The organism is Spirochaetia bacterium (assembly GCA_022482625.1).
Classification (GTDB): domain Bacteria; phylum Spirochaetota; class Spirochaetia; order Sphaerochaetales; family Sphaerochaetaceae; genus Pleomorphochaeta.
The window spans coordinates 2011498-2037205 of sequence record JAKVOU010000001.1; the positions used below are offsets into that span (position 1 = coordinate 2011498).

Genomic DNA, 25708 nt, shown 5'->3' on the forward strand with positions numbered 1-25708 from the left:
ACTGAGGGGATTCGTATGTTCAGACTTTGGATGTGGCAAGAACTCTTTGCCCACTTCGATATATTTTTGTCAGGCTTTGCCAAGACCATCTTGATTTCTGTCTTGGCATTGCTATTGACCTTTGCCATCGGGATTCTGGTAGGACTACTGAGAGTAAGCGGCAAGAAAGCTGTCAAAACTATCTGCCAAGGCTATATCAGTTTCTTCCAGAATACCCCGTTGGTCGTACAGGTATTCTTTTTTTACAATGTACTACCTAGGTTGGGCATCATGCTCTCACCTTTTATTCTTGGATGCATTTCCCTAGGACTGTACACAGGTGCTTTTGCTGCTTCTATCGTTGAAGCAGCAATCCAAGCTGTTCCCATAGGACAGATGGAAGCGGCGGCCTCGCAGGGGTTTCCTTTTCTCACTGCAATGCGATTGATAATCCTTCCGCAGGCTCTCAAGATTGCCATGCCTCCGATGGCAAACCAGTCTGTAAACTTGATCAAGAATTCTTCAGTTTTGGCGCTTATAGCCGGTGGAGAACTTATGTACAGATCTGACAGTTTTGCAGCTGATGCATCAATTTATGGCCCTACTTTCATTGTAGTCGGTGTTCTTTATCTGATTATCTGCCTACCTTTATCCACTTATGCACGGAACATGGAAGAGCGGCTCAAAAAGGGAGCAGCAAAATGAATCTTTTCTCACCCTATACACTGCCTGAAGTTCTTATATTCCTGCTGAAAGGTCTGCGGATGACTCTTTTCATAGCAGGCATATCCATAGGTTTGTCTTTCGTTTTCGGTGCCATACTCGGAATCGGCAGGCAAATGGGAAAAGGCATCTTCCATAAGATTTGTGCCTTGTATATTGAATGTGTAAGAAACATGCCGCTTCTTCTTTATATTCTTGCATTCAGATTTACGATGCCGACTTATATCGGTAACTATAAGATTCAGAATAAACCGGTTGCCTCGGCAATCCTTGCCATGACAGTCTTCACTTCTGCCATGGTTGCAGAAATTATCAGGGGTGGATTGAATTCAATCCCAAAGGGCCAATGGGAAGCTGCTGCATCACAGGGATTCACAAGAAGTCAGACCTTGATTCATATAATACTACCTCAGGCTGTGCGGAACATCCTCGTCCCCATGGTCGGTCAATTCGTGACCTGTATCAAGGATACATCGTTCTGTGCTGTTGTCGGTATCGGAGAATTGATGATGAACACGACAATCATCATGGGAAAATTCAAGTTCGCAGACCAAGTCATAGTACTTTATGCTATTACAGCTTTTATCTACTATCTGATCAATATACTTCTCATGCATGTTTCACAAAGACTATTCAAGAAACCTTGTTGATCAAGAGGGTTACCTCTTTATGATATTGCAGGCAGACTGAAACGAATCCCCGGTCTGCCTGCTTTTTATTTATTTCCTGACCAGATGAATTGCAAACCCTGCAATTTCCTGTTCAAGGTATGCTACCGTCGTCGCGCCCTTTCCATCTTTCCTGATGGACTCCTGACGAGGTGTAAACCCAAACTGTGCAAGGTAATGGATAGAACGGTCAACATCAATGCAAGAGAAACCCAAATGTCCGTTGGCTCCATAAAAAGAAGTATGCATCAATTCAATCTTATCATCCATGAAGGTAGAAGATTTGCCGATTTTCTGGACCATACCAAAAGCTTCAAAGCTCTTTGCCGCCTTTGATGCAAGTTGTTCATCTGCATTGTTGATTCCGACATGAACCAAAGAAAAACCTTGCAGAGCCAATTCTGCATCCTTGGATTTCTTTGTTATTTCTTCCCAGTTGCCACTGCTGATCAAATCAGATTTGACCATCCAGGAACCACCTACACAAAGTACGTTCGGAGCTTTTGCATAATCGGTAACATTCTGAAGTCCGATACCACCGGTAGGCATGAACTTCAATGAAGGAAATGGTCCTCCCAAATTCTTCAGCATATTGACCCCGCCGCTTGCCTCTGCAGGGAAAAATTTCAAAACAGATAATCCTGCAGCAATTCCCTTCTGGATATCAGAGGGCGTACAGACACCAGGACAAATAGGTATGCCTTTGCCAAGGCACCATGAAACAAGTGTTTCATCATATCCGGGAGATACAATGAAGCGAGCACCGGCTGCGATAGCCTTTGCCGCATTCTCAACAGAAAGTACTGTCCCTGCCCCAACCAGCATCTCCGGATAAGCTTTACAGATCCGTCGTATTGCTTCTTCCGCAGCAGCCGTACGGAAAGTAACTTCTGCAGCAGGGATTCCACCTTTGATCAAAGCTCCGGCCAAGGCTTCTGCATCTGCTGCATCATCAATCTTGACAACAGGAATGATTCCAATTTCATGCACTTTCTGATAGAAATCTTCAAACATACTGACTCTCCTTAAAAAAATGAAACATTGTTCCAAAAATATTGACAATGGAAAGAATACACCCTAACATTAAGAAAAGCAAGTTCCTGTTGCTTTTTCTTTTACAAGTTTTTGCAACAGAACCAATCTCTTACGCAAGGAGGAAACAAGGCCTCACGGACCTTGACACAAAACATGAAAAATGAATTCATTACATTCGGTGAAATCATGCTGAGACTGAAGTCTCCACAGCATGAACGTTTCTTTCAGTCTCCGGCTTTGGAAGCTACTTTTGGTGGCGGGGAAGCAAATGTAGCTGTATCACTTGCAATCATGGGCAAACAGGTAAAGTTTGTTACTGCAGTTCCTGACAATGCAATAGGAGAAGCTTGCATCAGAGAAGTCAGAAAATATAATGTTGATACTACAGACATCAAGAAACAAGGGAATAGACTTGGAATCTACTATCTGGAAACAGGTGCAAATCAAAGAGCAAGCTCTGTCGTCTACGATCGGGCAGGTTCTTCTTTCAGTGATGCTGAAGCAAAAGACTTTGACTTCCCTGCAATCATGAAAAACGCCAGATGGTTCCATATTACAGGAATCACTCCTGCAGTCAGTCAGAAAGCTGCAGATTGTGCCCTTGCCGCAGTCAAAGCTGCAAAAGAACAGGATGCAACAGTTTCAATTGATCTGAACTTTAGGAAAAAACTATGGAAATATGGGAAGGATGCACCATCCGTCATGCGGGAACTTGCAAAATTTGCAGACGTAATCATTGCAAATGAAGAAGATATCCAAAAATGCCTTGGCATTGATGCAGCAGTTGATGTTGCCAGCGGCAAATTGGACACGGACGTCTACAAACAGCTGACAAAAGAAGTCAAACGACAGTTCCCAAATGTCAAGGCTGTGGCAGTGACCCTCAGGGAAAGCAAAAGTGCCGACCATAATGGCTGGAGTGCAGCTCTGGACGGCAAAACAGGATTCTATCTTTCCAAACATTACGAAATTACCGATATCATCGATAGAGTCGGCGGTGGTGACAGCTTTGCTGCCGGAATCATCTATGGCCTGAGTGAATATGGCAATGATGAGCAACACGCAATAGATTTTGCCGTTGCTGCCTCGTGCTTGAAGCACAGCATAAGCGGAGATTTCAATCTTGCAACAAAGCAAGAGATAGAAGCCTTGGCAAACGGCAATGGTTCAGGAAGGGTCCAGCGCTGATTATTGCGCCACAAGGATCCTGCAAATTTTTATAGCTCTCTCATTTGTCCCAAAAGGAGTTACACACCTTTGGGACTTTTTTATGGACATAGCCATCAAAGGAAAACAAATTTTATTATGCTTGATTTTCTTGTCTGGGTTTATTCAACTGCCGTATTGGGGTATGATGAGGCTGATTTTATGTAAGAGGAATGACAATGAAATACATTGAAACCTTCAAGGAAGGTGAAAAAGTCAAAGGCGTATACCTTTGCAAAAAAAGAATTTCTGCAACGACAAAAGCTGGCAAACAGTATGAAATCCTGTTGCTTCAGGACAAAACAGGAACCGTAGATGCAAAGATATGGAATCCAGGGACCCCTGCTTTCGATGATTTTGCCCCAATGGATTATATCAGTGTGCTTGGTGAAGTAACGACATTTCTAGGAAGCCTGCAATTCAATCTGCTCAGGGCAACAAAAGCTCTTGATAATACTTTTGATCCATCAGACTATATGCCGACATCAGAATTTCCGATTGAAGACATGTTCAGTCAATTGATGCAAATCATGGATTCTGTCAAGAATCCGTATCTCCAGCAACTGCTCAAGTCTTTTTTTGTTGATGACAAGGAATTTGTCACAGAATTCAAAGTACATTCTGCAGCAAAATCAGTCCACCATGGTTTCAGGGGTGGTCTCCTTGAACATACCTTAGGTGTAACAAAACTTGCAGACACCTTTTCAACGAACTATCCAATCCTCAATAGGGATTTATTGGTTACGGGAGCAATCCTACACGATATCGGCAAAGTTGAAGAATTGTCCCAGATGCCGGAAAATGACTACACTGATGTAGGTAACTTGCTTGGGCATCTTGTCATCGGTTCTGAAATGATCGGGAACAGAATCAAAACAATTGAAGGTTTCCCAAAAGAGCTGGGACTCGAACTGCAGCACTGCATACTCTCCCATCACGGAGAACTTGAGTATGGTTCACCGAAGAAACCGGAACTGGCTGAAGCCGTAGCGTTGCATTTTGCAGACAATGTAGATGCTTCCATGGAAACGGTCAAAGAACTGCTCAGGGCGGAACCACAGTCTGGCAACTGGATGGGATACCAAAAGCTCTTTGATTCCAACTTCAGAAAAACTACAACAGGCGAAAAGTAAACACAGACTTCCACACCAAGAAAGCTCCTGCCTGACGGCAGGAGCAATTTTTGTACCCATACACGAACTTTTCTCAAAGAAAAGGAAAGCTACCCTTTATCGTAACGTACTCATGAATCAGTCCATGTCAAGAAAGTTATAGGAGTGGCAGTACTTAAATCAATCTCTTCATTGCCGACAAATTTATAGACCAAGGTATCATATGGATGATATATATCAAAGACAAAGGTCAAAGTATCAGCACCAGGTTTTGTGCATACCAGCGTATAGATGCATGTCCCAGACAACTCCTGATATGCGTCATCAAGCGTATATCCTGCAACCAAAAGATCTCCTGTATCAATCTCACGGGCACCGTCCTGAAATTCCCTTTCAGAAGCATCAGCAGAATTCTCGGTAATGGTTATATCAATCTCGTCATCAGTAACGCTGACGTCTCCTAGTGACGGTGTATAATTTATATATTTTACCGTTTTCAGATTTCCCGGAATATCATCTATGTTATTTCCGACACCATCAGTTCCAATATTACAACCAATAAAAAAAGAGGCCACAAAACAAAGCAAGCATGTCATTTGAACATTACCTTTCTTCATGAAAAACCTCCGATATTTTCAAACCTGTAACAGTCGTTGCCAATATATCCGCACGGTAAAGCCACCTGCGAATAATTGACTACGAACTATTACATACCACAAACATTGACTGCAAACCATTTGGTCCAGAAATACTACCTACTGGTTCAGTATACATTGAAAGACAATCTACACAAGGAAATAACATCAGTTGTCATTGCCAAAGATATTGGCAACATCATGCCAACTTGGCAAATACAATAAATAACGATATACTATCTATATGTTTAGTCACAAACTAGATTTTCTGATGAGATTGACAGGAACATCCAATTCTATTTTTTCAAAAAAGGTCCCTCTTTCTCCTTCGTACATAAGTAGATTGAGAAATGGAAAAAGACCTCTTCCGAATCAGCCTACGTTCTTGCCACAACTAGCACAATATTTTTCTCATCAGCTGAACAACGAAGATTGGGAACTCCTTGGCTTCTCAAATATTCCAAAAGACAAGGTAACGACCTTGTTAGGCTGGCTGACATCTGCACAATCTGGCAAACTGACATTTCCTTTAGCGGAAAATAAAAGCAAATCAGAATTTTCATGTCTGTTTGGCAATGACGGAAAAAGAACTTTGGTTATCAGATTTTTCAAGACAATATTGAATGAAAACAAAAAACAGACATTATTGCTATATAGTGATGAAAATATGGATTGGCTGAAAGAAGACCAATCCTTTGCCTTACAATGGAAAACATATCTCAGGCAGATCCTTGAATCTGGACACACCATAAAAATCATCCATACGCTCAACAGGAATCTTGATGAAATGTTTACAGCAATCCAAAAATGGTTGCCTTTGTATATGACAGGACAGATTGAACCTTTCTATTGTCCAAAAATCCGTGACGGTCTATTCCAGCAAACTCTTTTTATTGCATCTTCAAGTTGTGCAATTGTCTCTTCAAGCATCACATATGATTCAGAATATATGCCAAATTACTTTTTCTCAAATAAAGAAATAATTTTTTCACTGCAAAAAGAATACAATAACTTGCTGAAACTTTGCAAACCTATCATCACAAAGCATACTCAAATAGACAAAGGACTCTTTCCACAGATTTCATCCTTTGTAAGTCCTGAAAATCCTGTCATTACTGCCCAACCCGGTTTACCATGGACAACACTTCCCGATGCTACCGCAATAGGAATCTCTTCAGAATATGGAAAGATACACAAAAAATTTTCCTCACATCTGTGTGCTTTGCTTGAATCACAGGAAATGACTGAAATCATAACCTTACCGACACCGGAAGATCTTGAAAAAGGCCTTTTGATACCCTTCACAGGCCTCCTGGGTATAACTGAAAGAAAATATTATACAAAGGATCTGCTATTGCAACACTTTGACAATACCATCAGATACATCAGAAAACATAAAAGTTATATGCTCGTCATACTGCCTGAAAGAAATTTACAAGAAACCATTTACATCAAACAAGACAACATACTGTTTAGCCAAGACAACAAGACGTCTTCCTATCTTTTTTCTGCAGTCCAAGCCAATCTCATACAATCCTTCTGGACCTACCTTTCCTCCTTCAGGCAATACAATGCCATGGGTCAGGAAACAATCATCGAAGAACTTGAAAGGACAAAAGAAATGTTTGCTAAGGAAAGCAACAATTGACTTGAAAACACAAATATGCCAATTTCGACGGACTGGGGGAGGTGAAAAGTAAACAGCTTCAAATAACTGCACTTAGGAAAACAAGAAGAAAATGATGCTATAACAACTTTCACCAATTATTCGTTCAAGAATGAATTTATCTGTATGTTTTCTCATAGTGTTTTACTGCTTGCTCAATCTTTTCCTTTTCACCACTTCCGATTGTCGGGAAACGCAGCAGTGGAATATGATAGAGCTCAAAAATATGGTCTTTCATTCTATCCCGTTTTTTCTGTCGTGTACCATCTTTGTGGTAGTGGAAACCATCCACTTCAATTGCAAACACCGGTTTTTTACTAATTCTGTTATAAATCAAAAAATCTACATGAGTAGCAGTATTCATAGCATATTTACGTTCTTCGTCACTTAAATATTTAGGATTACGAATTAACATATTAAGTGATTGGTGGCAAATAACGTTTAATGACAAGGCAGGATAGCAAGCCAAAATATCTACTATTGTTCCATACATCAAGTTTTCAGAATCATAGCGTGATACTTGCTTATATTTCTCTAAAAATTTCATTCTTTCCATAGTATATTGCTGATAAAGATAATCAAAAACCGAATAGATTTCACTTTGGACAATTTGAAAGTTGTTATATTCAATATAAGAAATCAAATCTCCGATATTGCTGTCAGCAGGTTGGTCATTACCAGATACGACAAGATAAAAACGCTTCTTTGCACGTGATACTGCCACATTCAAAAGATAAGGATTATCTGAAAATTCCGTTACTGTATCGTCCACAGAAGTCAAGATGATTATATCTTTTTCGCGTCCCTGAAACTTGTGCACTGTTGCTACCTCAATTGTATCCAAGTTAAGTTGTTCTTTTATTGCCTTGACCTGTGCATTATATGGAGCAATGATTCCTATATCGCTTTGGGAACATGATTGCAACTTCGGTAGTATTTCTTTGCAAATCACATCAATCTGACGTTGATTGAAATGTTCCCGCTCATGGTTCCCTACAAGTGTTTTATATACTGACAAACTTTCAGGTTCATCATTGTCTTTCGTCATGATAATCAGGCTGTCATCATAAAACTTTTGGTTGCAAAACCCGATGATTTTTGGATGGCAACGGTAATGCTCCCGAAGCAATACCCGCGGTACATCAGGTAATATGCTACAGATTGATTTCAGGCAACTATTATTGGCAAATGAATATCCATCGGGAAACTTATAGGACTTAAAAATGGCCTCAGCCTGCTTTTTCATATCATCTTTTACAACATTGGGAAGTTGTTTGAGGTCTCCGACAATGACAGCATTCTTCGCACAGGATAAAGCAAGTGCACCAGTTGCTATATCAACTTGGGAGGCTTCATCCATGATCAAGTAATCATACACTGCGGCTTTGCCTAAGCTACTAAGAGAAGAAAAGGTAGTACTTAAAACAACAGGGTACTCTTTCGTAAATTTATTAGGCTGTTGCCACAAGTCATCAGATGTAAACACAATACGGTCAGAATGACCACCATACTTTGCAAACAATCTGGCTTGCACATACTCCATAGATGCTTTCTCCAATTCATCAAGTTTTTGTTCAGCATTTGCAACTTTCAGTGTATTTACCAGAAACGTAATTTCAGTATTTAGCTCAGACCTTTTTGCTTTATAAAATAGATTTTGCAAGAGTGCAATAATTGTTGGCAAACCGTTTCTATAGAAATTCCAGTTCGATATTCCATAAATCAGAGCACTTTTTACCTTAAACCAAAAAGAGACAGAACAATTCTTCTCAGTAAATTCACAACATTCTTGCCACAACTCCATAAGTTCCCCGGGTGTTAGAGAATGACGAGGAGTAATTCCATCAACAGCAATACATGCTTCTGTACAGTATTGCCTAAAGTATTTAATTTCCAATTCAAGGGATTTCAGTTCTTGGCGTAATGTTGCAAGACGCTCTTGCCTTGCAAATACATCTGTAAGATCCTGGATGAGCTTTTTAATGTTTCCATATAGACTTTCTTGCTTTTCAGTACTTTTTTCCCACTCGGACAACACAGGATATTTGCCTGTCTGATTCTTAATAAATTCAGCTTTATTATTTGCATTCCCAAGGGATGCAACAAGAAAAGCCATCCCACACTTAGAAAAAGATAGCTTTTCAAAAATATTAGCTATAGCTGAGTTATTATTTGAAACTACTTGCACTGTTTTGCCCTGGACCAACAAATTTGCTATGATGTTAAGAATTGTTTGCGTCTTACCCGTCCCGGGAGGTCCCTGTATAACGCTAATTTGATTAGTCAGTGCATTCTGAACTGCTTTAAATTGGCTGGCATTTCCTCCAAAAGGAAAAATAAAATCATTATTCTGATAAGACGCCGGTTTATGGCTTTGAGGATTCAAATATACAGCCAATGCACTATCTCTTTCTACAAAGTCCAAACGTTCATACTGCCTTTGCAATAACATGATGCCATCTTCTGAACGAAGTTCATTTATTTCGGCAAGTTGTCGTAAGTAATTCATGCAGTCTCGGGAACCCTTTTCACTTAAGCAAGAAAACTCGACAGCTAAGTTCTGCCGATCATAACTACGTTCACTTTTATTCGAAAAACAAATGCGCCAATAATCTGTTAATGCACCATGAAACACATATATTGCCTGAATGTCAAACAGCTCTTGTTCTCCATGCTTGATACGTACCAGAGAAGGATTTAATACTTTAGGACTTTTTAACCAAACAATTGACAGGCAATTGTATGAGTACGTCTTTTCACTTTGAAAAGTGATATCATATTTTCCTGTATCCAAGTTATATTTGCAAAACCTGATATCTGCAGTAATGTCTTGGCCATTGTGCAAAATCATATGCTTGCTTGTATTCACTTGATGCTCTCCCTGGTGCAACGTCAATGATTCTATTTAAAAATCATAAGCAATAGTTTTTAGAAGATTTACTTGGTTTTTACCATAACACTTTTGAATAAAAAAAGGCATTTATATTACTGCACATACACCAATCTCCGGTTTCACCATGTTTCATGGGTAACCAAACATCTAAGGAAAAATCCCTGAAACAGCACTTCTCTATCCCCATGCCAATCAAGTTATCAGCATATTGAATGAATCACCATGCTCTGAAAGAAAACAAGTATAAAGAAAATACCGAAGATTCAGGTTTCTTCTTGTTTTTTTTAAGCCAAAACAAAGATAAACCATCGTAGCATATAGTTATGGCCATTAGTAAATATTGTATCTTCCATTACCTCAAAAAGATACTTTAGCGAATAACGATACACTTTGTTTCATTTCGGATATTATATCTCTTTACCGTCATTCTTACATCACTAGAATTCAATCATAAGATAGAAAATAGAACGAGTCCCTTGAAATGCAGTAATTTTAAGGGACTCTGTTGTTATGATTGTTTTGACAACTTTTTATGGCTAATTTATTGCATCAATAACGATTCTTCACTTATTATCACATGTTTTGTAGCTATGCCAGATACTTTTTCATGTAAGCGGCGGAAACCTTTGCCATCTCGTCCAAATCTGCATGCTTTACAATATCTCGCCAGACGGCAATATCCTGGCCAACCTGTCCTCCGGGAAGCAGGAAAGGCTCCTGGACCAAAGAACCCGCATATGAAATGGCATCAAGAGCTCCTTTGATTGCCTTCCAGTCCATATTGCCATAACCGACAGGCTTCCGGTTGTTTTCTCCCAAATGGAAACCTCCCAATCTTGAACCGGCCAACCTGATGGCATCGGGAATGGAATCTTCCTCAATATTCATATGGAACGTATCCAACAGTATCTTGCAGAAAGGTGAATCAACCTGATCAACATAATCCACAGCCTGTTCACAGGTATTTATCAGAAATTGCTCAAACCTATTCAAGCTCTCACAAAGAAGCGTCACACCTTCATCTTCTGCAACTTTTACAAGCTCCCTCATGGAAGCCAAACTTTTCTCAAGATATCTTTCACGGGAGTCACCCTTGGGAAGTTTCTTCGGCCATGTACTGTATACAGTGCCACAGATAGTCTTGCCTCCCATTGCAGCTACGACATGGATCATATCCTTCATGAAAGCAATACCATTCCTGCGAACATCTTCATCCAAGGAAGAAACATCATGTTCGGCTGTCAGCCCTATTCCAAAAGATAAGATAATTCCTTGATCAATAGCTTCTTTGGTCAGTCTTTCTCTTTGCCCAGCAGAAAGCAATACGACAGTCCCACCGTTGATTTCCAATTGGTCATAGCCAAGTTTCTTTACTTTTGCAATAAAGGGAAAAAAATCCACATCCCATTCATGACACCAATATGCATAATATATACCTACCTTTCTCATTGCACAGCTCCTTTCCGTTTTAGTCCAGATGAAAATTTCCCAGCGATTTCCCTTCCAAACAAAACAATGATGATTATAGCACCCCAAGTGGCAGTTACCATAAAAGGATCAAGTCTCATCAAGTTCAAGCCTGTTGAAATAATCTGCAGGATTATCGATGCCAAAACAGTACCAAGCAACTTGCCGAAACCCCCGGCAGGATCTACACCACCCAAGAAACTGGCCAAGACGGCTATCAGGAGATAAGAATCGTAATAGGTTGCTTTTACCGAATTCATTTGGCCGATCATGATCAACGAACAGACGTAGGCAAAGAATGCAGACAACATGTATTCCTTGATGATTACTTTATTTACATTGATATTGGAAAAACGGGCAGCAACAGGATTTGCTCCTGTAAAATACAACTGCTTTCCAAAAACTGTCTTATCAAGGATGATATGGACAATAATGCAGACTGCAACAAATATTATCAGGGACATCGGTATCCCAAGTACGCTTCCACCTCCTAAGAAAGTCAATGAATCAGGAAAATCCGAAATAGTATAACCTTGTGTAATGACCAGGGAAATTCCTTTCAGCAAAGTCATCATGCCCAAGGTCTCAAGCAATGCCGGTATATTCCAGGCCGCAATCAGATAGCCATTCAGGGCACCGATAAGCATTGTCATAAGAAAAGACAGAACAAGTGCAAGGATAAACTGCCCCCCGTTTGCAGCCATCATATTGCCCTTTGTAAGAGCATTGAGGACTACATAGATAAAAATACCATTGAAATTTGCATTTGCAACAATAGAAAGGTTGATGCCACCTGAAAGTTCACTGACCATCATACCCAGTGCCAGCAGACCGATCATCGGCATCTGATAAGTCATCGCAGAAACATTGTCCCATGAAAGGAATTTCCTTCCGTTTACCAAAGACATCAGGATAAACAGGATAATGATGGTAACATATAGTGGATAATTTTCACTCTTGGAAAATCTTGTCTTTTTCATTTTCAAACCTCCTGCATCTCGACTTTCACCCTTACCTTCTGCCTAAGGTGACGCCGTTCCTGCAATGCATTGACAAAGATACTCAGCAGGATAACACCGCCGATAAAGACGTTGTACCAACTGGAAGAAATCTGCAGAAGTGTCAGGCTGTTGTTGATGAGGGCAAAAAGCAGGACACCAAGGATTGTTCCAAATACACTTCCTGTTCCGCCTGTTATGGAGGCTCCACCAAGCACAACGGCAGCAATCGTATCCATTTCCGTCCCGACGATGGAATTCGGTATGACAGTCATGATAACTGAAATATGAGCAATGGCAGCAATTCCGGCAATTCCCCCGCCGATACCATAGATCATGAGTGTCGAATGTGTCATGTTGATACCGATTCTTTCCGCTGCAGTGGCATTGCCACCGATAAGATAGATGCTCCGTCCCTTCATTGTATACCGCAGGAAGAAGGCAACGGCCAAGGCAAGTGCAAACCACAGGATAGTTACTCCGCTGATCCCATAGGCAGCTCCGTTTTTCGCCGTTGCTGCAAAAATCTTCATGTTTGACATCTTGCCAAGGTAATCAGGCACTTCATAGAGAAGCCGACCTTTCGTCACTACATACATGATTCCATAGAACAGATTCTGAGTTGAAATAGTGATTATGATTGCAGGCATCTTGAAATGATCAATCAGGAAACCATTGAACAATCCCATAAGGGTCCCGACTAAAATTGCCATAAGAAAAGCCACAAGCAAATTGCCATGCACATACCTGAGCAACAGCCATACGACCAGATATTCAGAAACCTGGGCAATGGCTACAAAAGACACATCAAAGCCACCGGAAATGGTAATGACAAGGACCCCTAGGGAAAATATTCCGACGATACTGCAGGCCTTCAATACATTGGCCAAGTTTTCATAAGTAAGGAATGACGGTGCCCGGACCTGAACCAGCAGGGAAAGGACTACAATGATCGCCAATAGCAGTACTTCCCTTTTCTTGAGAATGTCCATTATTCTTCTATTCATTGTCATACCACCCTTTTCTGCTCATTGAGAAGCTGCTGTATATAGGCATCATCTATTTCCTCGGGGGTGGTCAACTCCCTTGATATCCTGCCGTTTTTCATAATCAGAATCCGATTGCAATTGGATGTCAGTTCCCTGATTTCATCAGAAATCAAAATCACAGACATGCCTGATTTTTTTACCATTTCATTTATTGTCTGGAAAATTCCAGCCTTCGCACCTATATCTACCCCAACCGTCGGCCCGTCAAGAATCAACAGCCTGGGATGCATTTCCAGCCACTTTGCAATCACAAGTTTCTGCTGGTTTCCACCTGAAAGTGTCCTCGCCGTCTTGAAGATATCATCGGTTTTTACTCCGATTTCCTTCGTCCAGTAATTGGCAACTTCCGTAATTTTTGCTTCGTCCACAAAATGTCTTGCCGTAATCAGCTCCGGTAATTTAGGTGCTACGATATTATCCCTCTGCGGATAATTGAGAACCAAACCCTGTGTCAACCTATCTTCCGGTACGTAAGCAATTCCATTTTTTACGGCATCATTGACACAAGAAATATGAACTTCTTCCCCATTGATGAATATCTGCCCTGAATCACATGGTGCAATACCAAAGATTGCAGTAGCCAGTTCGGTTCTTCCGGAACCCAACAATCCGGAAATACCCAAGATTTCGCCAGCTCCAAGTGTAAACGAAATATCCCTGAAATTATTACGTTTCGACAAATGCTTTACTTCAAGCAACAGCTGTTCGAATTTTTTCCCACAAGCCTGACATTTCATATATTCAAGGCTTTTTCCTACCATAAGCTGCTCTATTTCCGTAATGCTGAGTTCTTTTTTCCGCCTCGTTGCAATAAGGTGTCCATCCCTCAGGATAGTGACTGTATCACAGATTTCCATGACCTCATCCAATTTGTGGCTGATGAATATGATCGAAATACCACGGCCTCTCAGATTATTGATCAACACAAACAACTTATTGATTTCTTCTCTCGTCAAAGCTGTCGTAGGCTCATCAAAGATCAGCAGCTTTGAGTCAATCATGAGAGCCCGGGCAATAGCGACAAGCTGCTGTTTTGCAATCGGCAATTCTCCCAAGGTATCTTCAAGATCAACATCAATATCAAGCTCATCTATCAATTTCAAGGCATGGTCAGTATACCTTCGCTTGTTTACGAGACCTTTGCTGACCTTCACTTGGTCAGCAAGACAGATATTCTCAAGTACCGTCAGATTCGGAAACAGTGAAAGATCCTGATAGATGACGCTGATTCCCTGGACCAATCCTACCAAAGGCCCCCAAGTCTCGACAGACTGCCCCAATATCGAAATATCTCCGGCGTCGGCCTTAAGGGAACCTGCCAATATCTTGATCAACGTAGATTTTCCGGAACCATTCTCTCCTATAAGTCCTCTGATTTCTCCTTCTTCAATAGCAAAGGAAACATCGGACAAGGCATGGACCCCTCCAAAGGACTTGTAGCAATGCTTGATATCTATATAGTTCATACATGCTCCATTTCACAACTTTCTAAAATACCAGCCGGATCATTCCGGCTGGCAAAAACACGTTCTACTAGCTTCAGAAGCTGTAATTATCACAATTGCTGGCATCTACGATAAGAGGATGGTCAAACAGTATGTTCATTCCATTTACAGTTGGTTTGCCGATGCCCGGAATTTCCATACCTGTCTTGATTTCATCTTTGTGTCCATCAAGGATAAGCTTGGCAATATAGACCATTGCATAAGAAGCATCACCGCTGGACCACAAGACACACAGATCCATCGAACCATCTTTCAGGAATGGAGCAGCTTCTTTCGGGCTGGTTGTTCCTATGACCGTGACATTATCCGTAAGGCCCTTGTCCCTCAACGCCTGTCCAGCACCAGGACCACCCTGGGAACCGAAAGCAAGGATACCCTTGAGATTCGGGTGGACAGTAAGCAATTCCAAAGTCTTCTGCCGTGATGCATTTCTGTCTTCTGATACCGGGAACTTGGTATCGACCATCTTCATTTCCGGGTATTTTTCCTTCTGCCTGGCCAAAGCTGCATCAGCCCAGATGTTATGGGCAGGGACTGTAAGAGAACCGACATAAATACAATATTCCCCTTTCTCTCCCATGCGGGAAGCCAGTTCATCCATGGCTTTTGCACCGAACTTGATATTGTCGATCATTTCAATATCATAATCGGCTTCAGGTTGATTTGGAGATTCATGCGTCAATACGACAATTCCCTTTTCCCTTGCTTTCTTAAAGGCAGGGACACAGGAATTGGCATCATTGGGAACGACAAGCAAGGCATTTACACCTTGGTTGATCGAATCTTCGATCAGACGTACCTGCTGAGCTTCATCAGCAGCGGCAGGAGCCTGCATATATACTTCGCAACCAAAGTCCTCCCCTGCCTTCTTGCTATCCTCATCGTAGGGGATAAACCATGCTGCCTTCAGTTTAGGAATCGTAACCATAGTATATTTTGCAGCCTTTGTACCCTCTCCGTTTTCCGTTTGTCCTTGGGCAAATATAGCTCCTGAGCCAAGAACAAAAGCAATCAATACAATTGATAAAAACCTTTTCATTGAAACCTCCTTGTGCTTTCTTCCATTATTTTTCTTCGGGATAGTGTCTCAGAGGCTCAGGAATCCTTCCTGCATTGCCTATTTCAATCACACACCCGATAGCATTTTCCGTTGACAGATAGTAAAATTCGTCTTCTCCTACCCGACCGCTCTGTATGACCTTGTAACCCTTTGTTTCCAACCGATGTATGGCTTCCTGGCAATCCTTGTAGTAAATCTTAAAATGCTGCAATCCACTTTTGGAACCCGTCTTCTCAAGAAATTCATTGTAGATGCTATAGCCATCCAACGGCTCCATCAGTTCATACTGTATAGGTCCGACCCAGCAGACAGCGAGCTTATAATGCTGCATGTTCGGCTTTCCCCTGTAAAAAGAATCCCGTACAAATTCGGGGCCATATTCATAAATATCCCATGGCCCGATACCAAAATCCTCATATAAATGCTTCATAGTCGCATCAAGGTCAACGACAACCTCGGCAATCTGGCAGATATCACCATCTTTCATGCAATCCATCTCCTTTATTTTCCGGCAAAAGCTTGTTCCAATCCCTCCAGATTAGTATGCCTGTCGTGCATTTTTTCAATATCTATATGATTTCGTTCAATAATCATTTTTACTACGATATCGCAGAAAAGAAACATGGACTGTTCCAGCAAGGTTGCCATGGGCTGTATCGAAGCTACTTCAAGCTCACCTCCGAAAATCTGGCCAGGAACCCTGACAGTAAAGTCTGCCAGTTTGCCTTGTTTGTTTTCCGGATGGGGCCCGACGATTCCGATACGGGCTCCGGCTTTCCTTGCACATTCAATGATGTTCATTTCAACATTGGTAACCCCGCACAGGTCCAGCAGGAGATCTCCTTTCCCGATGCAAGGCGTAATAGTGTCATAGACGATATATGCATCAAAACCCATATGTTTGAGCCTCATGGCAAAACCTCTCATCGAAAGACCCATACGCCCCATAGCATAAAGCTGGATAGTTTTTGCCTTGTTGATTTCTTGGATAAGGACTTCAATTTCTTTTCTGTCTATTTTTTGAAGTACAGTTCTATTTTCTTCCATCACAGCTTCAACAATCTGTAGATATTCCATACTTCCCCCCATGTGATAAATATTAGCAATACGATTTTAAATTTGTCAATAAAAAAAACAAATAGTTTTAACTTCAAACATTATTTGTTTATTTTATTGACTTTTTAGTTAATATAAATGAAAATTAAAAAAAATGTTTATAGTTTTATAAGGATCTCATCATGGAAAGTTATGATTTGTTAGAGCAATCAATCGGCCAAATTGCCTTCGTTACACCTGATTTAGAAAAAAGCATCAAAGCTTATACTACGACTTTCAAAACCAATTGGACAATCTACACCTATGGTCCTGAAATACTTTCAACAATGCGTTATCATGGAAAAGATTCTCCTTTTTCAATTCGTATCGGTTTGTCTTACTTTGGAAAAACCCGCATAGAATTCGTACAACCCTTGGGAGGAAAGACAATACACAGAGATTTCCTTGATAAAAAGGGATACGGCATCCAGCATCTGGGAATCTATGTCGAGAATATGGAAAAGGAAATCAAAAAAGCAGAAAAGGCCGGCATAGCAATCATAATGGAAGGGGCCGGTTTCGGTCTTGATGGAGATGGAAGATTTGTTTATCTTGATACATTGAGCGAATTTGGAGTTACCTACGAGTTGATTGAAAGGCCGAAGCAACGCAGACCCCCTGAAGCTACGATTTTTACAGAAGGATGAATATGAATAGCAGACAACAAGAAGAAATGAAAATGCTTAAGAAGAACCATTTCTTTTCCGTAAGGCAATTATCTGCCCATTTCGGTGTTTCAGAAATGACAATCAGAAGAGATATACAATATCTCGACCAGCAACATTTGGCGAAACAGGTCTTTGGCGGGATAACAGAAAGTGATGTCGATAACATAAAAAACTATGATCACATGACCGAAAAGACAAAGCATTCCCCACAAAAGGATGCGATTGCAAAAGTCGCTGCGTCACTTATCCATAACGGCGATGTCATCTTCATGGATTCAGGGTCAACCATCCAAAGGATTCCAGATTATATTCCCGAGGACATGGAATGCACGTTCATTACTTCCTCACTTCCTGCCATCAACAATCTGCGAAGGTTAACGAAGTCTGCCATCATTGTGTGCGGAGGCCGTTATTCACAGAAATCAAATTCATTCCTGAATAATTCCCACAAGCTGGAATTTGATGAATATCGGGCAATGATTGCTTTCATAGGAGTAACTGGTTTTGACAAAGAGCTGGGGCTTACTTGCAGCTACATTGAAGAAAAAGCATATAAGCAGTCCTTGATAAAAAACAGCATGAAGAGAATCATTGTCACAGATTCCAGCAAATTTGCAAAAGTCAGTACGGCCTGCTTTGCAGACATCAGCCAGTTCAACATAGTCATTACGGATAAAGGGATCAGCAATGAATATAAAGACTACTTGGAAAGTCAAGATATCCAGCTGCTAATTGCAGACCAAGACTTATAGTTGGAAAATATTCTTTGTCCCATACATCCTTTGCCATGCAGCTGCGAAGGTCGCCATTGTCTTTTGTGTAGACATTGAAGACACACAATCCAACAGGATTGAAGGAGGCAAGGAACAGGAACCGGCTCCGTTGGAACAAGCAGAAAAAACCTGGTTGATATTTTTAAAAGACGTAGCCAATACCTGTGCACCGCTATAGGTGCTGGAAAGCAACCGGGACAAATCAAATATGGTCTCAGTCGCATTGGCCCCAAATTCCTCAAGTTCGTTGTAATATACAGCAATTGCCTTGGCTCCTGCATTGGCAGCAAGGAGCCCTTGCATTACTGAAAAAACTGCCGTAGCCGTAACTTTGAAGCCTTCAATGGATAATTCACCGATAACAGCCAAACCATCCTTTGTCACAGGAACCTCTACATGGATGTCTTTTCCAAGTTCAGCAACCAATCTCTCTGCATCCTTGATCATTCCTTCCTTGTCCGCTGCCACTACCTGCACATGCAATTCCCTGTCATAACCTATCAACTTCCTTATATCAGACAGCAATCGGAAGAATTCATCCCTTCCCTGTGCTTCTATCATCACAGGATTTGTCACCACACCATCAAGAGGACACCAGGCAAAGATATCTTCTATCAAATTCACATCCGCACAATCCAATAATATTCCCATAGTATTACTCCTCCTGATACGGTGTATAAGTTATCCGACCTTTGTCTTCTCCCAAAAGTGACAAGCCTTCGCTTACAGAAGCTATTTCTCCCGATGCCTTCATCTGTTGTATGACATTCCCTACGGAAGAAGCTTCCGCAGGACCTGCAATGACTTTCAGATTGCATCTATCTGCAGTCCATTGATCCAATATGCGGTTCTTTGACCCACCACCTATGATATGGACTGTGTTGAAACTCTTCCCTGTCAGAGATTCAAGTTCTTTAAGTGAATCACAATAAGCAGCAGCCAAGCCTTTGTAAGTGGCAACCATGAACTGCCCTTTGTTGGAAGGAACCGACATCCCGTGTATTCTGCACCACCGGCTTATTCTCTCCGGCATCGGACCTCCCAAGGAATTGGGCAACATAAAGCTGTCATCCAAAGGATCTATTGCAGAAACAAAATCCCGTTCCCTCCATGTAGCTTCATCGAGAGCCTGCAAAGATATGGCGGCATGTTCCTTTTCCTCCCAAGCGTGCAGACATTCGTGTTGTATCAACATTCCCATGATGTTGCGCAGGAACGTAATCCTGCCTGAAGCCGCAACTTCATTGGTAAAGCGTTTGTCATAGGCAGCTTTCGTCGTCAAAGGAACATCCAGAAGACAGCCCACCAAAGACCAGGTCCCGCTTGAAATGAACATTGTATGCCCATCCGTTTCTCCGGCAATTGTGGAAACAGCCGAGGCGGTATCATGTTCTGCACTGTTTATAAAGACAACATGCTTACCACAGCCTATTTCCTTTTGTACGGAAGGGAGCAGATTGCCCCTTACCGTACCGGACGAAACAATAGGAGAGAAGATATCCTCATTGAAGCCTAGCTTCTTCATCAAGGTCCGGTTCCAATCACCGGAAAAAGGGTCATAGAGCTGGGTAGTACTGGCGTGGGTCCTTTCACTTTCCATCACACCGGTAAACCAATAGCCGAAAAGGTCAGGAACAGACAGGTAATGGGCGACAGTGCCGAAGATTTCAGGACGGTTTTTCTTTGTTTCATACAGTTGGTACACCGTATTGAAAGACTCTTTGTCTATTCCCGTGGCCTTATAGATTGTCTCCTCTCCCCCTGCTTTTTCAAGGACTTCATCGATGACGGAAAGAGTCCTGGGATCCCTGAAATGATAGGGTAATCCAATCAACTGACCGGTTCTGTCAAGCAGGCCGTAGTCGACACCCCACGTATCAAACCCCATGGATACTATATCATCCCCATATTTTGCAAAAGCAACGCCCAGTCCTTTCTTTATATTCTGGAACATCCCTAGGATTTCCCAATAAACATTCTGTCCTATGACTCCATAGCAAGTCTGGAATTCATATACCTTTTCAAGGGGATGACCGGCACCTCCGACAAACAAACGTCCATGAGAACCTCCCAGATCTACCGCCACATGAAGTTTTTCCATCCCTACGCTCCTCCTCTCATAGCTTCTACCAGACGGACCTCAATTCCCTTCTCTCTTACTTGATGAACAAAATCAGACGGACAACCGGAATCAATGATGAGACAGTCCAACTCATCAAGTGAAAGTATCCTATAGATTCCTTTCTTGTTCAGTTTTGAAGAATCAGCAAGAAGTACCTTTTTCCCGGCATGCGAAGCCATATGCTTGAAAAGAGCAACATTTTCTTCAAGGATAGTCGAGACTCCGAAGTCAGCAGAAAGTCCGTCAGCTCCCATAAAAAAAGTATCAACATAGTAATCATCAACCTGGTCAACCACATGGCTTCCCAAGGTCGCATCCAACAACGGGTAGAACTTACCACCCAAGATGGTCACTTCAAGGTTTCTATTGCTTCTTGCCAAATCAAGTATCAAAGTAGAATTGGTGACTATTTTAAGCTTATAATCAGAATCCAGATAATTCACCAGCATGGAACAGGTACTCCCATGGCAGATAAGCATGGACTGGTTGTCGCTGACAAGAGTTGCTGCTTCCTTTGCAATGGCAGTCTTCTCCGCCATATGGGTATTGAAGCGGAAACGAATCGGCAAACAGACATTGCTATAGACACAGCCACCGCTGCGATATACCAAGTTTTCCCTTTCCAAGGACCTTAGCTCACTCCTGATTGTAACCGCAGAAACATGAAGCATTTCGCCTAGTTCAGTGACTTTGATCCCATTGGGATTTTCCACAAGATCCAATATCATTTTCTGCCGTTGGGTCAAATCATTCATTGTCTTTCCCCGAAATTTTTCGTTATGTTAAGCAGTCGGAAATATATTGTAAGCAACTTTTGTGTCCGGGCAAGATGAAATACAGCCCCTCGATTTCAGAAAAAGGCCTGCCCCCTACAAACCTACGGCCAATTCCTCAGTACTTCACATTGTGCTTCAGTCAGCGTCCTGCTACCTGGGATACTCTGACAGATAATCTGCATCTGGGCTGCCCTCTCCAGCAATTCCATTTTATCGAAAGCATTCAGAAGGGATGTCCCTGCAGCTATTGCCCCGTGATTCTGCATCAGCATCACAGTATGTTTCTTGGCTTCCTGTGAAACAGCGACAGCCAGTTCCTTGCTTCCCATAAGTTGATAAGGAACATTCACAATATCCCTTATGACCCAATATGCCTCAGCTGTATATTTGCTTGTAAGTTCCGTTTCCATGGAAGAAGCGAAAGCACAGGCATAGACAGGATGCGCATGGACTATAGCCTGCATATCCGGCCGTGCCAAAAGTATCATCCGATGCATTCCTGTTTCGATACTGAGCTTGAGATCCGGAGTCATATTAGTGCCATCAAATTTCACAATAGCAATCTGATCTTTTTCGAGATTTCCTTTATCAAGAGCTGATGGTGTAATGCAAAAATAATCAGAATTCAGCCTTAATGAAATGTTTCCTCCACTGGCAGTAGTCAGATGCCTGTCATAGAGCCGTACCATGTAATCAGCAACCATTTTCCTTTCGGAATCAAAATTTTTTATATTCATAAGAAAAGTATATCACGTAAAAACAGAAAGACAATGAAAATTTTGAAAATATTTATTCAGAAAAATGAAATAAACGAAAACAATACGGCAACTATGACAAAATAAATGAATAAAAGTACAATGAAACCCAAGGCAAAATTTTAAGATGAAGATAATAAATTGACCTTTCTGACATCTATAATTGAAACCACAATGGCCAAAATAAAAGCCAATCCATCAGCAACAGGTCCTGCCCAAAGAATTCCATCAATACCCAAGAATTTAGGAAGTATAAGTACCGCAGGTATCAAAAAGACAATTTGTCTTGACAAAGACAGGATCATTGCAGAAACAGGTCTTCCTATTGCCTGCACAAAGATACTGGACACCGTTTGGAATCCATCCAGGATGCAGAAAAGCAGGAATATGCGAAAACTTTTGACAGCAAACTCGTTGTAAAGACTACTTTCAGAGCCAAAAAGAGAAACGATGCTCATCTGTGCAAACTGAAATACAAAAAATGCTGCCGTAGCTGCACAAGTAGCGTTGATAAAAGTCAGCCAAAAGGCTTTCATTACCCTTTTTATTTTTCCTGCCCCATAATTGAAACTGATTGCCGGCTAGGCTCCCGTGGCAATACCGACGACTACAAAAATAAATATCTGGTTGACTTTCAATGTAATTCCCATTGCAGCCAAAGGAATATCAGTTCCGTAGCGGGATAGACTGCCATATTTGACCAGCATGTTATTTATAACTGCCATCATGATGACGGTTGCCATTTGATTGATGAAACTGGAAACGCCAAGTAGCACAATAGACTTGCAATGTCTTGGACTGAAATGGAAATTTTTCCGTTGCAAGCTGACTGATTTCCATTTATGCATATAGGAAAGAGAAACAAAAAAAGCAACAATCTGCCCGATGATAGTAGCGAATGCAGCACCCTGTACGCCCCAGCCAAGGACAAAAATAAATATCGGATCAAGAATCGTATTGAGTACGGCACCGAAAGCCAAAGAGATCATGGCAAGTTTAGGGTTTCCATCTGCTCTTATAATGGAATTCAACGTAGTGGATATCATGACAAACGGAAAACCGATCAGCACGATGCTTCCATAACCCAATGCATAAGGTTCGGCAGTTTCTGTGCAACCAAATAACTTGATGATCGGCTTGAGAAAGACTGCCGACACTACCAAAAATATGATAGTAGCAGTCACAGACATAAGTATGCCATTTGCTACACCTTTGTTTGCATCTTCCCTGCGCCCTTCTCCAAGCTTCAAGTTGAGATATGTTGCAGTCCCATCCCCAAAAAGTACTCCCAATGCCACACAAAGAATTGTCAGGGGAAATACGACATTGGTAGCCGTATTGCCAAGATACCCCACCGCCCTTCCAATGAAGATCTGGTCTACAATATTGTAAAGACCGTTGACGACAAGAGATATAACACAAGGAACAGCATATGTTACTATCAATTTTCCGATGGGTTCAGTTGCCAAAGGGTTGGATTGCAATGAAGATTCTTTTCCCATGGATATTCCTCCAGATAAAAAGATTGCTTAGGCAATAATCCAGCAGACTCAAAGCATGCAGAATGATTAAAACTGTTGCTTGAGCAACTTACTATAGAAAGATAAAGGAGTTAGTTCATGCACGAATTCATGAGTCGATTTTCTATCATACACAGACACTCTTCAATGCTTCTGGATCGGCAACTAAAAAAGAAGACATCACGGCCAGCCAATATACCTACATACTTGTCATCTGTGAAAACCCGGGAGTCTCCCAAGAACAAATATCTGAAATGCTAAAAATTGACAAAGGGTCTGTTGCAAGGACAATCAAGCAGTTTGCAAAAGAAGAATATATCACCCGCATGGTTTCACAGGAAGATAGGAGACAATACTGTATATATCCTACGGAAAAAGCCCGAGAAATATACACAAAGATCCAGGGTCTTGCAGTCCAAAGTGAAAGCAGACTGGTCCAAAACTTTACGGATATAGAAAGGGAAATACTGAAGAACCTTCTGGATAAAGTAATCGGCAATATCTGTACATAGCAATATAAGTCATAATCAGAAAAATTGCCGTCTTGTCATACATATAGCAGTAGTAGAAATATACTTCTGCAGGCCTGATCAACTTTTACTTTTTTACTATTTTCATTCCAAACAAATATTTATATTCCGCCACAATACTTTTTACCTTGTTTGTTTCTTTTTGCTTGACAAAACATGCACGGGGGTGGCGTACCTATAACCATAGGTACGCCACCCCCCTATGCACGGGGCTATACAATGGAAAACAGACAGGAGAAGAAAACATTATGGGTATTTTACATGGAAAAAACTCCTCAAGAGCAGGAGTTGACCTTTCGGAAGTCGTAAAAGGCATGCAACATGCCGTCAATGAAGCACAGAAAACCCTGGAAGCACAGAATCTCAAGTCCTTGCTACGTTTTTTCTATAGTGACGGGGACCCAAAAACCGTTGACCTGCATCTGAAAGACAAGAAACGACTGGAAATACCTCTGGTGACATTGGCAAACCACAATTCGCTGCGAATCGAACATCTCACAATGGAATTCGAAGCACAGATCGAACAAGTAGGTATAAGCGACACAGAGGAGCTGCGCAATGCGCTCAAAGCATCAAATTCACTTGATGGTAAAGATCTTGATGACAACGCAGAAAATGACAATACAGCTTCCTTTTCCATTGGTTTTTCAGGGCAGCCTCACAGCAATACCGTCCAAGTCAAAATTGAATTTACTTCAGAAAAACAAACCGAAGGCCTTGCAAGGATCATGGACGAATACGACAAACTGATTACCCCTTATACAGCATCAGATGACGGACAGGATACCTCTCCCTGGCAAGGACACGATGATGAGAAACCGTCTGCTGACGATAAATGACAAATGTAAAATTACAGGAATCAATCCTGTGAAGGAGAAAAACAATGAGTGAAATTGCTAAGATGATGGGCGGATTGCCCATGAGCGAGTTGATCGGCGGTCCACTGGTTTCCGTAGTATCAGCACAGACAGACTTGGCACACGTGATGATCGGCTATGTAAATGACGTAGGATTCGAAGATGTAGACTCGGGCAAAGCACGGATTCTTGAATTCAACATCAAGAAACCTGTAATTTCCGATGATCAGGTCACGACGACGGACATGACTATCCAAGCACCTATACTCGGATTGCTTCCTATTCCTGCATTGCTGGTCGACCATGTGTCCATTGATTTTCAAATGGAAGTTACGGCAAGTTCTGAAGAAAAATCAAATACTGCAGCAGAAGCCTCAGCAAGCGCATCCGGAAAATTCTGGGGATGCAGCTACTCCGTGTCAGGAAAGGTTTCCACAAGCAAGGAAAACACCCGTTCTACCAACCAGACAGCAAAATACCAAGTACATGTAGAAGCAAATCAACAACCGCAGACTGAATGTCTCGGCAAGTTGATGGACATGTTTTCTACCTGTACAGAAGCCATCAAGATCGGCAACACCACTGAAGCTGTCTGATTACTTTTACATATACCTCG

At 41.6% G+C, this 25708-nt stretch carries 26 protein-coding genes; 10 read left to right on the forward strand and 16 right to left on the reverse strand.

The features are described from left to right. Positions 1-15: 15 nt before the first annotated feature. Both LKE40_09105 and LKE40_09110 read left to right on the forward strand, forming a co-directional pair. Positions 16-684 (forward strand): amino acid ABC transporter permease, encoded by a 669-nt coding sequence (locus LKE40_09105; protein MCH3917605.1) that lies wholly within the window; start codon positions 16-18, stop codon positions 682-684. Further along, the gene (locus LKE40_09110) at positions 681-1352 is read left to right on the forward strand and encodes an amino acid ABC transporter permease (protein ID MCH3917606.1); all 672 of its coding nucleotides are present in this window, start codon (positions 681-683) and stop codon (positions 1350-1352) included. Before LKE40_09105 ends, LKE40_09110 begins: the two co-directional genes overlap by 4 nt. A gap of 69 nt (positions 1353-1421) precedes the next feature. Here LKE40_09110 and eda read toward each other — a convergent pair whose 3' ends face one another. Beyond that, a complete protein-coding gene (eda, locus tag LKE40_09115) occupies positions 1422-2384 on the reverse strand; it encodes a bifunctional 4-hydroxy-2-oxoglutarate aldolase/2-dehydro-3-deoxy-phosphogluconate aldolase (GenBank protein MCH3917607.1) in 963 nt (320 codons plus the stop codon). A 174-nt stretch (positions 2385-2558) separates the two neighbouring features. Between eda and LKE40_09120 the strand changes: the two genes are divergently transcribed. Together LKE40_09120 and LKE40_09125 are read left to right on the forward strand one after the other, a co-directional pair. Further along, positions 2559-3593: a sugar kinase gene (locus LKE40_09120; protein MCH3917608.1), complete on the forward strand. Its 1035-nt coding sequence runs from the start codon at positions 2559-2561 to the stop codon at positions 3591-3593. A gap of 197 nt (positions 3594-3790) precedes the next feature. Then, positions 3791-4744 carry an HD domain-containing protein gene (locus LKE40_09125; GenBank protein ID MCH3917609.1) on the forward strand — a complete coding sequence of 318 codons (954 nt, stop codon included), beginning with the start codon at positions 3791-3793 and terminating at the stop codon, positions 4742-4744. A 110-nt stretch (positions 4745-4854) separates the two neighbouring features. Here LKE40_09125 and LKE40_09130 read toward each other — a convergent pair whose 3' ends face one another. Then, positions 4855-5340, reverse strand: coding sequence for a hypothetical protein (locus LKE40_09130; protein ID MCH3917610.1), 486 nt, complete (start codon positions 5338-5340; stop codon positions 4855-4857). Positions 5341-5602: 262 nt separating this feature from the next. Here LKE40_09130 and LKE40_09135 point away from each other — a divergent pair, with 262 nt between their 5' ends. After that, on the forward strand, positions 5603-7006 hold the full coding sequence (locus tag LKE40_09135) for a hypothetical protein (protein MCH3917611.1): 1404 nt from the start codon (positions 5603-5605) through the stop codon (positions 7004-7006). A gap of 136 nt (positions 7007-7142) precedes the next feature. Here LKE40_09135 and LKE40_09140 read toward each other — a convergent pair whose 3' ends face one another. The 8 genes from LKE40_09140 to LKE40_09175 form a co-directional block, all read right to left on the reverse strand. Then, positions 7143-9875, reverse strand: coding sequence for an AAA domain-containing protein (locus tag LKE40_09140; protein MCH3917612.1), 2733 nt, complete (start codon positions 9873-9875; stop codon positions 7143-7145). 630 nt (positions 9876-10505) lie between these two features. After that, the gene (locus LKE40_09145) at positions 10506-11366 is read right to left on the reverse strand and encodes a sugar phosphate isomerase/epimerase (protein MCH3917613.1); all 861 of its coding nucleotides are present in this window, start codon (positions 11364-11366) and stop codon (positions 10506-10508) included. Next, the gene (locus LKE40_09150) at positions 11363-12364 is read right to left on the reverse strand and encodes an ABC transporter permease (GenBank protein ID MCH3917614.1); all 1002 of its coding nucleotides are present in this window, start codon (positions 12362-12364) and stop codon (positions 11363-11365) included. The genes LKE40_09145 and LKE40_09150 overlap by 4 nt, the downstream gene beginning before the upstream one ends. A 2-nt stretch (positions 12365-12366) precedes the next feature. Next, positions 12367-13389, reverse strand: a complete 1023-nt coding sequence (locus LKE40_09155) for an ABC transporter permease (protein MCH3917615.1) — start codon at positions 13387-13389, stop codon at positions 12367-12369. 2 nt (positions 13390-13391) lie between these two features. Further along, positions 13392-14897: a sugar ABC transporter ATP-binding protein gene (locus tag LKE40_09160; protein MCH3917616.1), complete on the reverse strand. Its 1506-nt coding sequence runs from the start codon at positions 14895-14897 to the stop codon at positions 13392-13394. Positions 14898-14970: 73 nt separating this feature from the next. Then, the gene (locus LKE40_09165) at positions 14971-15975 is read right to left on the reverse strand and encodes an autoinducer 2 ABC transporter substrate-binding protein (protein MCH3917617.1); all 1005 of its coding nucleotides are present in this window, start codon (positions 15973-15975) and stop codon (positions 14971-14973) included. Between the two features lie 25 nt (positions 15976-16000). Then, on the reverse strand, positions 16001-16483 hold the full coding sequence (locus LKE40_09170; protein ID MCH3917618.1) for a VOC family protein: 483 nt from the start codon (positions 16481-16483) through the stop codon (positions 16001-16003). 14 nt (positions 16484-16497) lie between these two features. Then, positions 16498-17073, reverse strand: a complete 576-nt coding sequence (locus LKE40_09175) for a sugar isomerase (GenBank protein ID MCH3917619.1) — start codon at positions 17071-17073, stop codon at positions 16498-16500. A gap of 161 nt (positions 17074-17234) precedes the next feature. Between LKE40_09175 and LKE40_09180 the strand changes: the two genes are divergently transcribed. Both LKE40_09180 and LKE40_09185 read left to right on the forward strand, forming a co-directional pair. Beyond that, positions 17235-17738 (forward strand): VOC family protein, encoded by a 504-nt coding sequence (locus tag LKE40_09180; protein MCH3917620.1) that lies wholly within the window; start codon positions 17235-17237, stop codon positions 17736-17738. 2 nt (positions 17739-17740) lie between these two features. Beyond that, the gene (locus LKE40_09185; GenBank protein ID MCH3917621.1) at positions 17741-18511 is read left to right on the forward strand and encodes a DeoR/GlpR family DNA-binding transcription regulator; all 771 of its coding nucleotides are present in this window, start codon (positions 17741-17743) and stop codon (positions 18509-18511) included. On the opposite strand, the gene LKE40_09190 is transcribed toward LKE40_09185, so the two are convergent. The 6 genes from LKE40_09190 to LKE40_09215 form a co-directional block, all read right to left on the reverse strand. Further along, a complete protein-coding gene (locus LKE40_09190; GenBank protein MCH3917622.1) occupies positions 18506-19183 on the reverse strand; it encodes a fructose-bisphosphate aldolase in 678 nt (225 codons plus the stop codon). The two genes, LKE40_09185 and LKE40_09190, sit on opposite strands and share 6 nt — an antisense overlap. 4 nt (positions 19184-19187) lie before the next feature. Continuing rightward, positions 19188-20633, reverse strand: a complete 1446-nt coding sequence (locus LKE40_09195) for a rhamnulokinase (protein ID MCH3917623.1) — start codon at positions 20631-20633, stop codon at positions 19188-19190. 2 nt (positions 20634-20635) lie between these two features. Beyond that, a complete protein-coding gene (locus tag LKE40_09200) occupies positions 20636-21409 on the reverse strand; it encodes a DeoR/GlpR family DNA-binding transcription regulator (GenBank protein ID MCH3917624.1) in 774 nt (257 codons plus the stop codon). 122 nt (positions 21410-21531) lie between these two features. Next, positions 21532-22134 carry a class II aldolase/adducin family protein gene (locus LKE40_09205; protein MCH3917625.1) on the reverse strand — a complete coding sequence of 201 codons (603 nt, stop codon included), beginning with the start codon at positions 22132-22134 and terminating at the stop codon, positions 21532-21534. Between the two features lie 173 nt (positions 22135-22307). Continuing rightward, on the reverse strand, positions 22308-22721 hold the full coding sequence (locus tag LKE40_09210) for a hypothetical protein (GenBank protein MCH3917626.1): 414 nt from the start codon (positions 22719-22721) through the stop codon (positions 22308-22310). Positions 22722-22766: 45 nt separating this feature from the next. Then, entirely contained in the window at positions 22767-23687 is a 921-nt protein-coding gene (locus LKE40_09215) for a polysaccharide biosynthesis C-terminal domain-containing protein (protein ID MCH3917627.1), read from the reverse strand. Positions 23688-23917: 230 nt separating this feature from the next. On the opposite strand from LKE40_09215, the gene LKE40_09220 reads away from it, so the two are divergent. The 3 genes from LKE40_09220 to LKE40_09230 all read left to right on the forward strand — a co-directional run bounded on the left by LKE40_09220 (position 23918) and on the right by LKE40_09230 (position 25688). Continuing rightward, positions 23918-24217: a MarR family transcriptional regulator gene (locus LKE40_09220; GenBank protein ID MCH3917628.1), complete on the forward strand. Its 300-nt coding sequence runs from the start codon at positions 23918-23920 to the stop codon at positions 24215-24217. 266 nt (positions 24218-24483) lie between these two features. Beyond that, positions 24484-25074, forward strand: a complete 591-nt coding sequence (locus tag LKE40_09225) for a DUF2589 domain-containing protein (protein MCH3917629.1) — start codon at positions 24484-24486, stop codon at positions 25072-25074. Between the two features lie 44 nt (positions 25075-25118). Further along, the gene (locus tag LKE40_09230) at positions 25119-25688 is read left to right on the forward strand and encodes a DUF2589 domain-containing protein (GenBank protein ID MCH3917630.1); all 570 of its coding nucleotides are present in this window, start codon (positions 25119-25121) and stop codon (positions 25686-25688) included. The last annotated feature ends 20 nt before the right edge of the window (positions 25689-25708 follow it).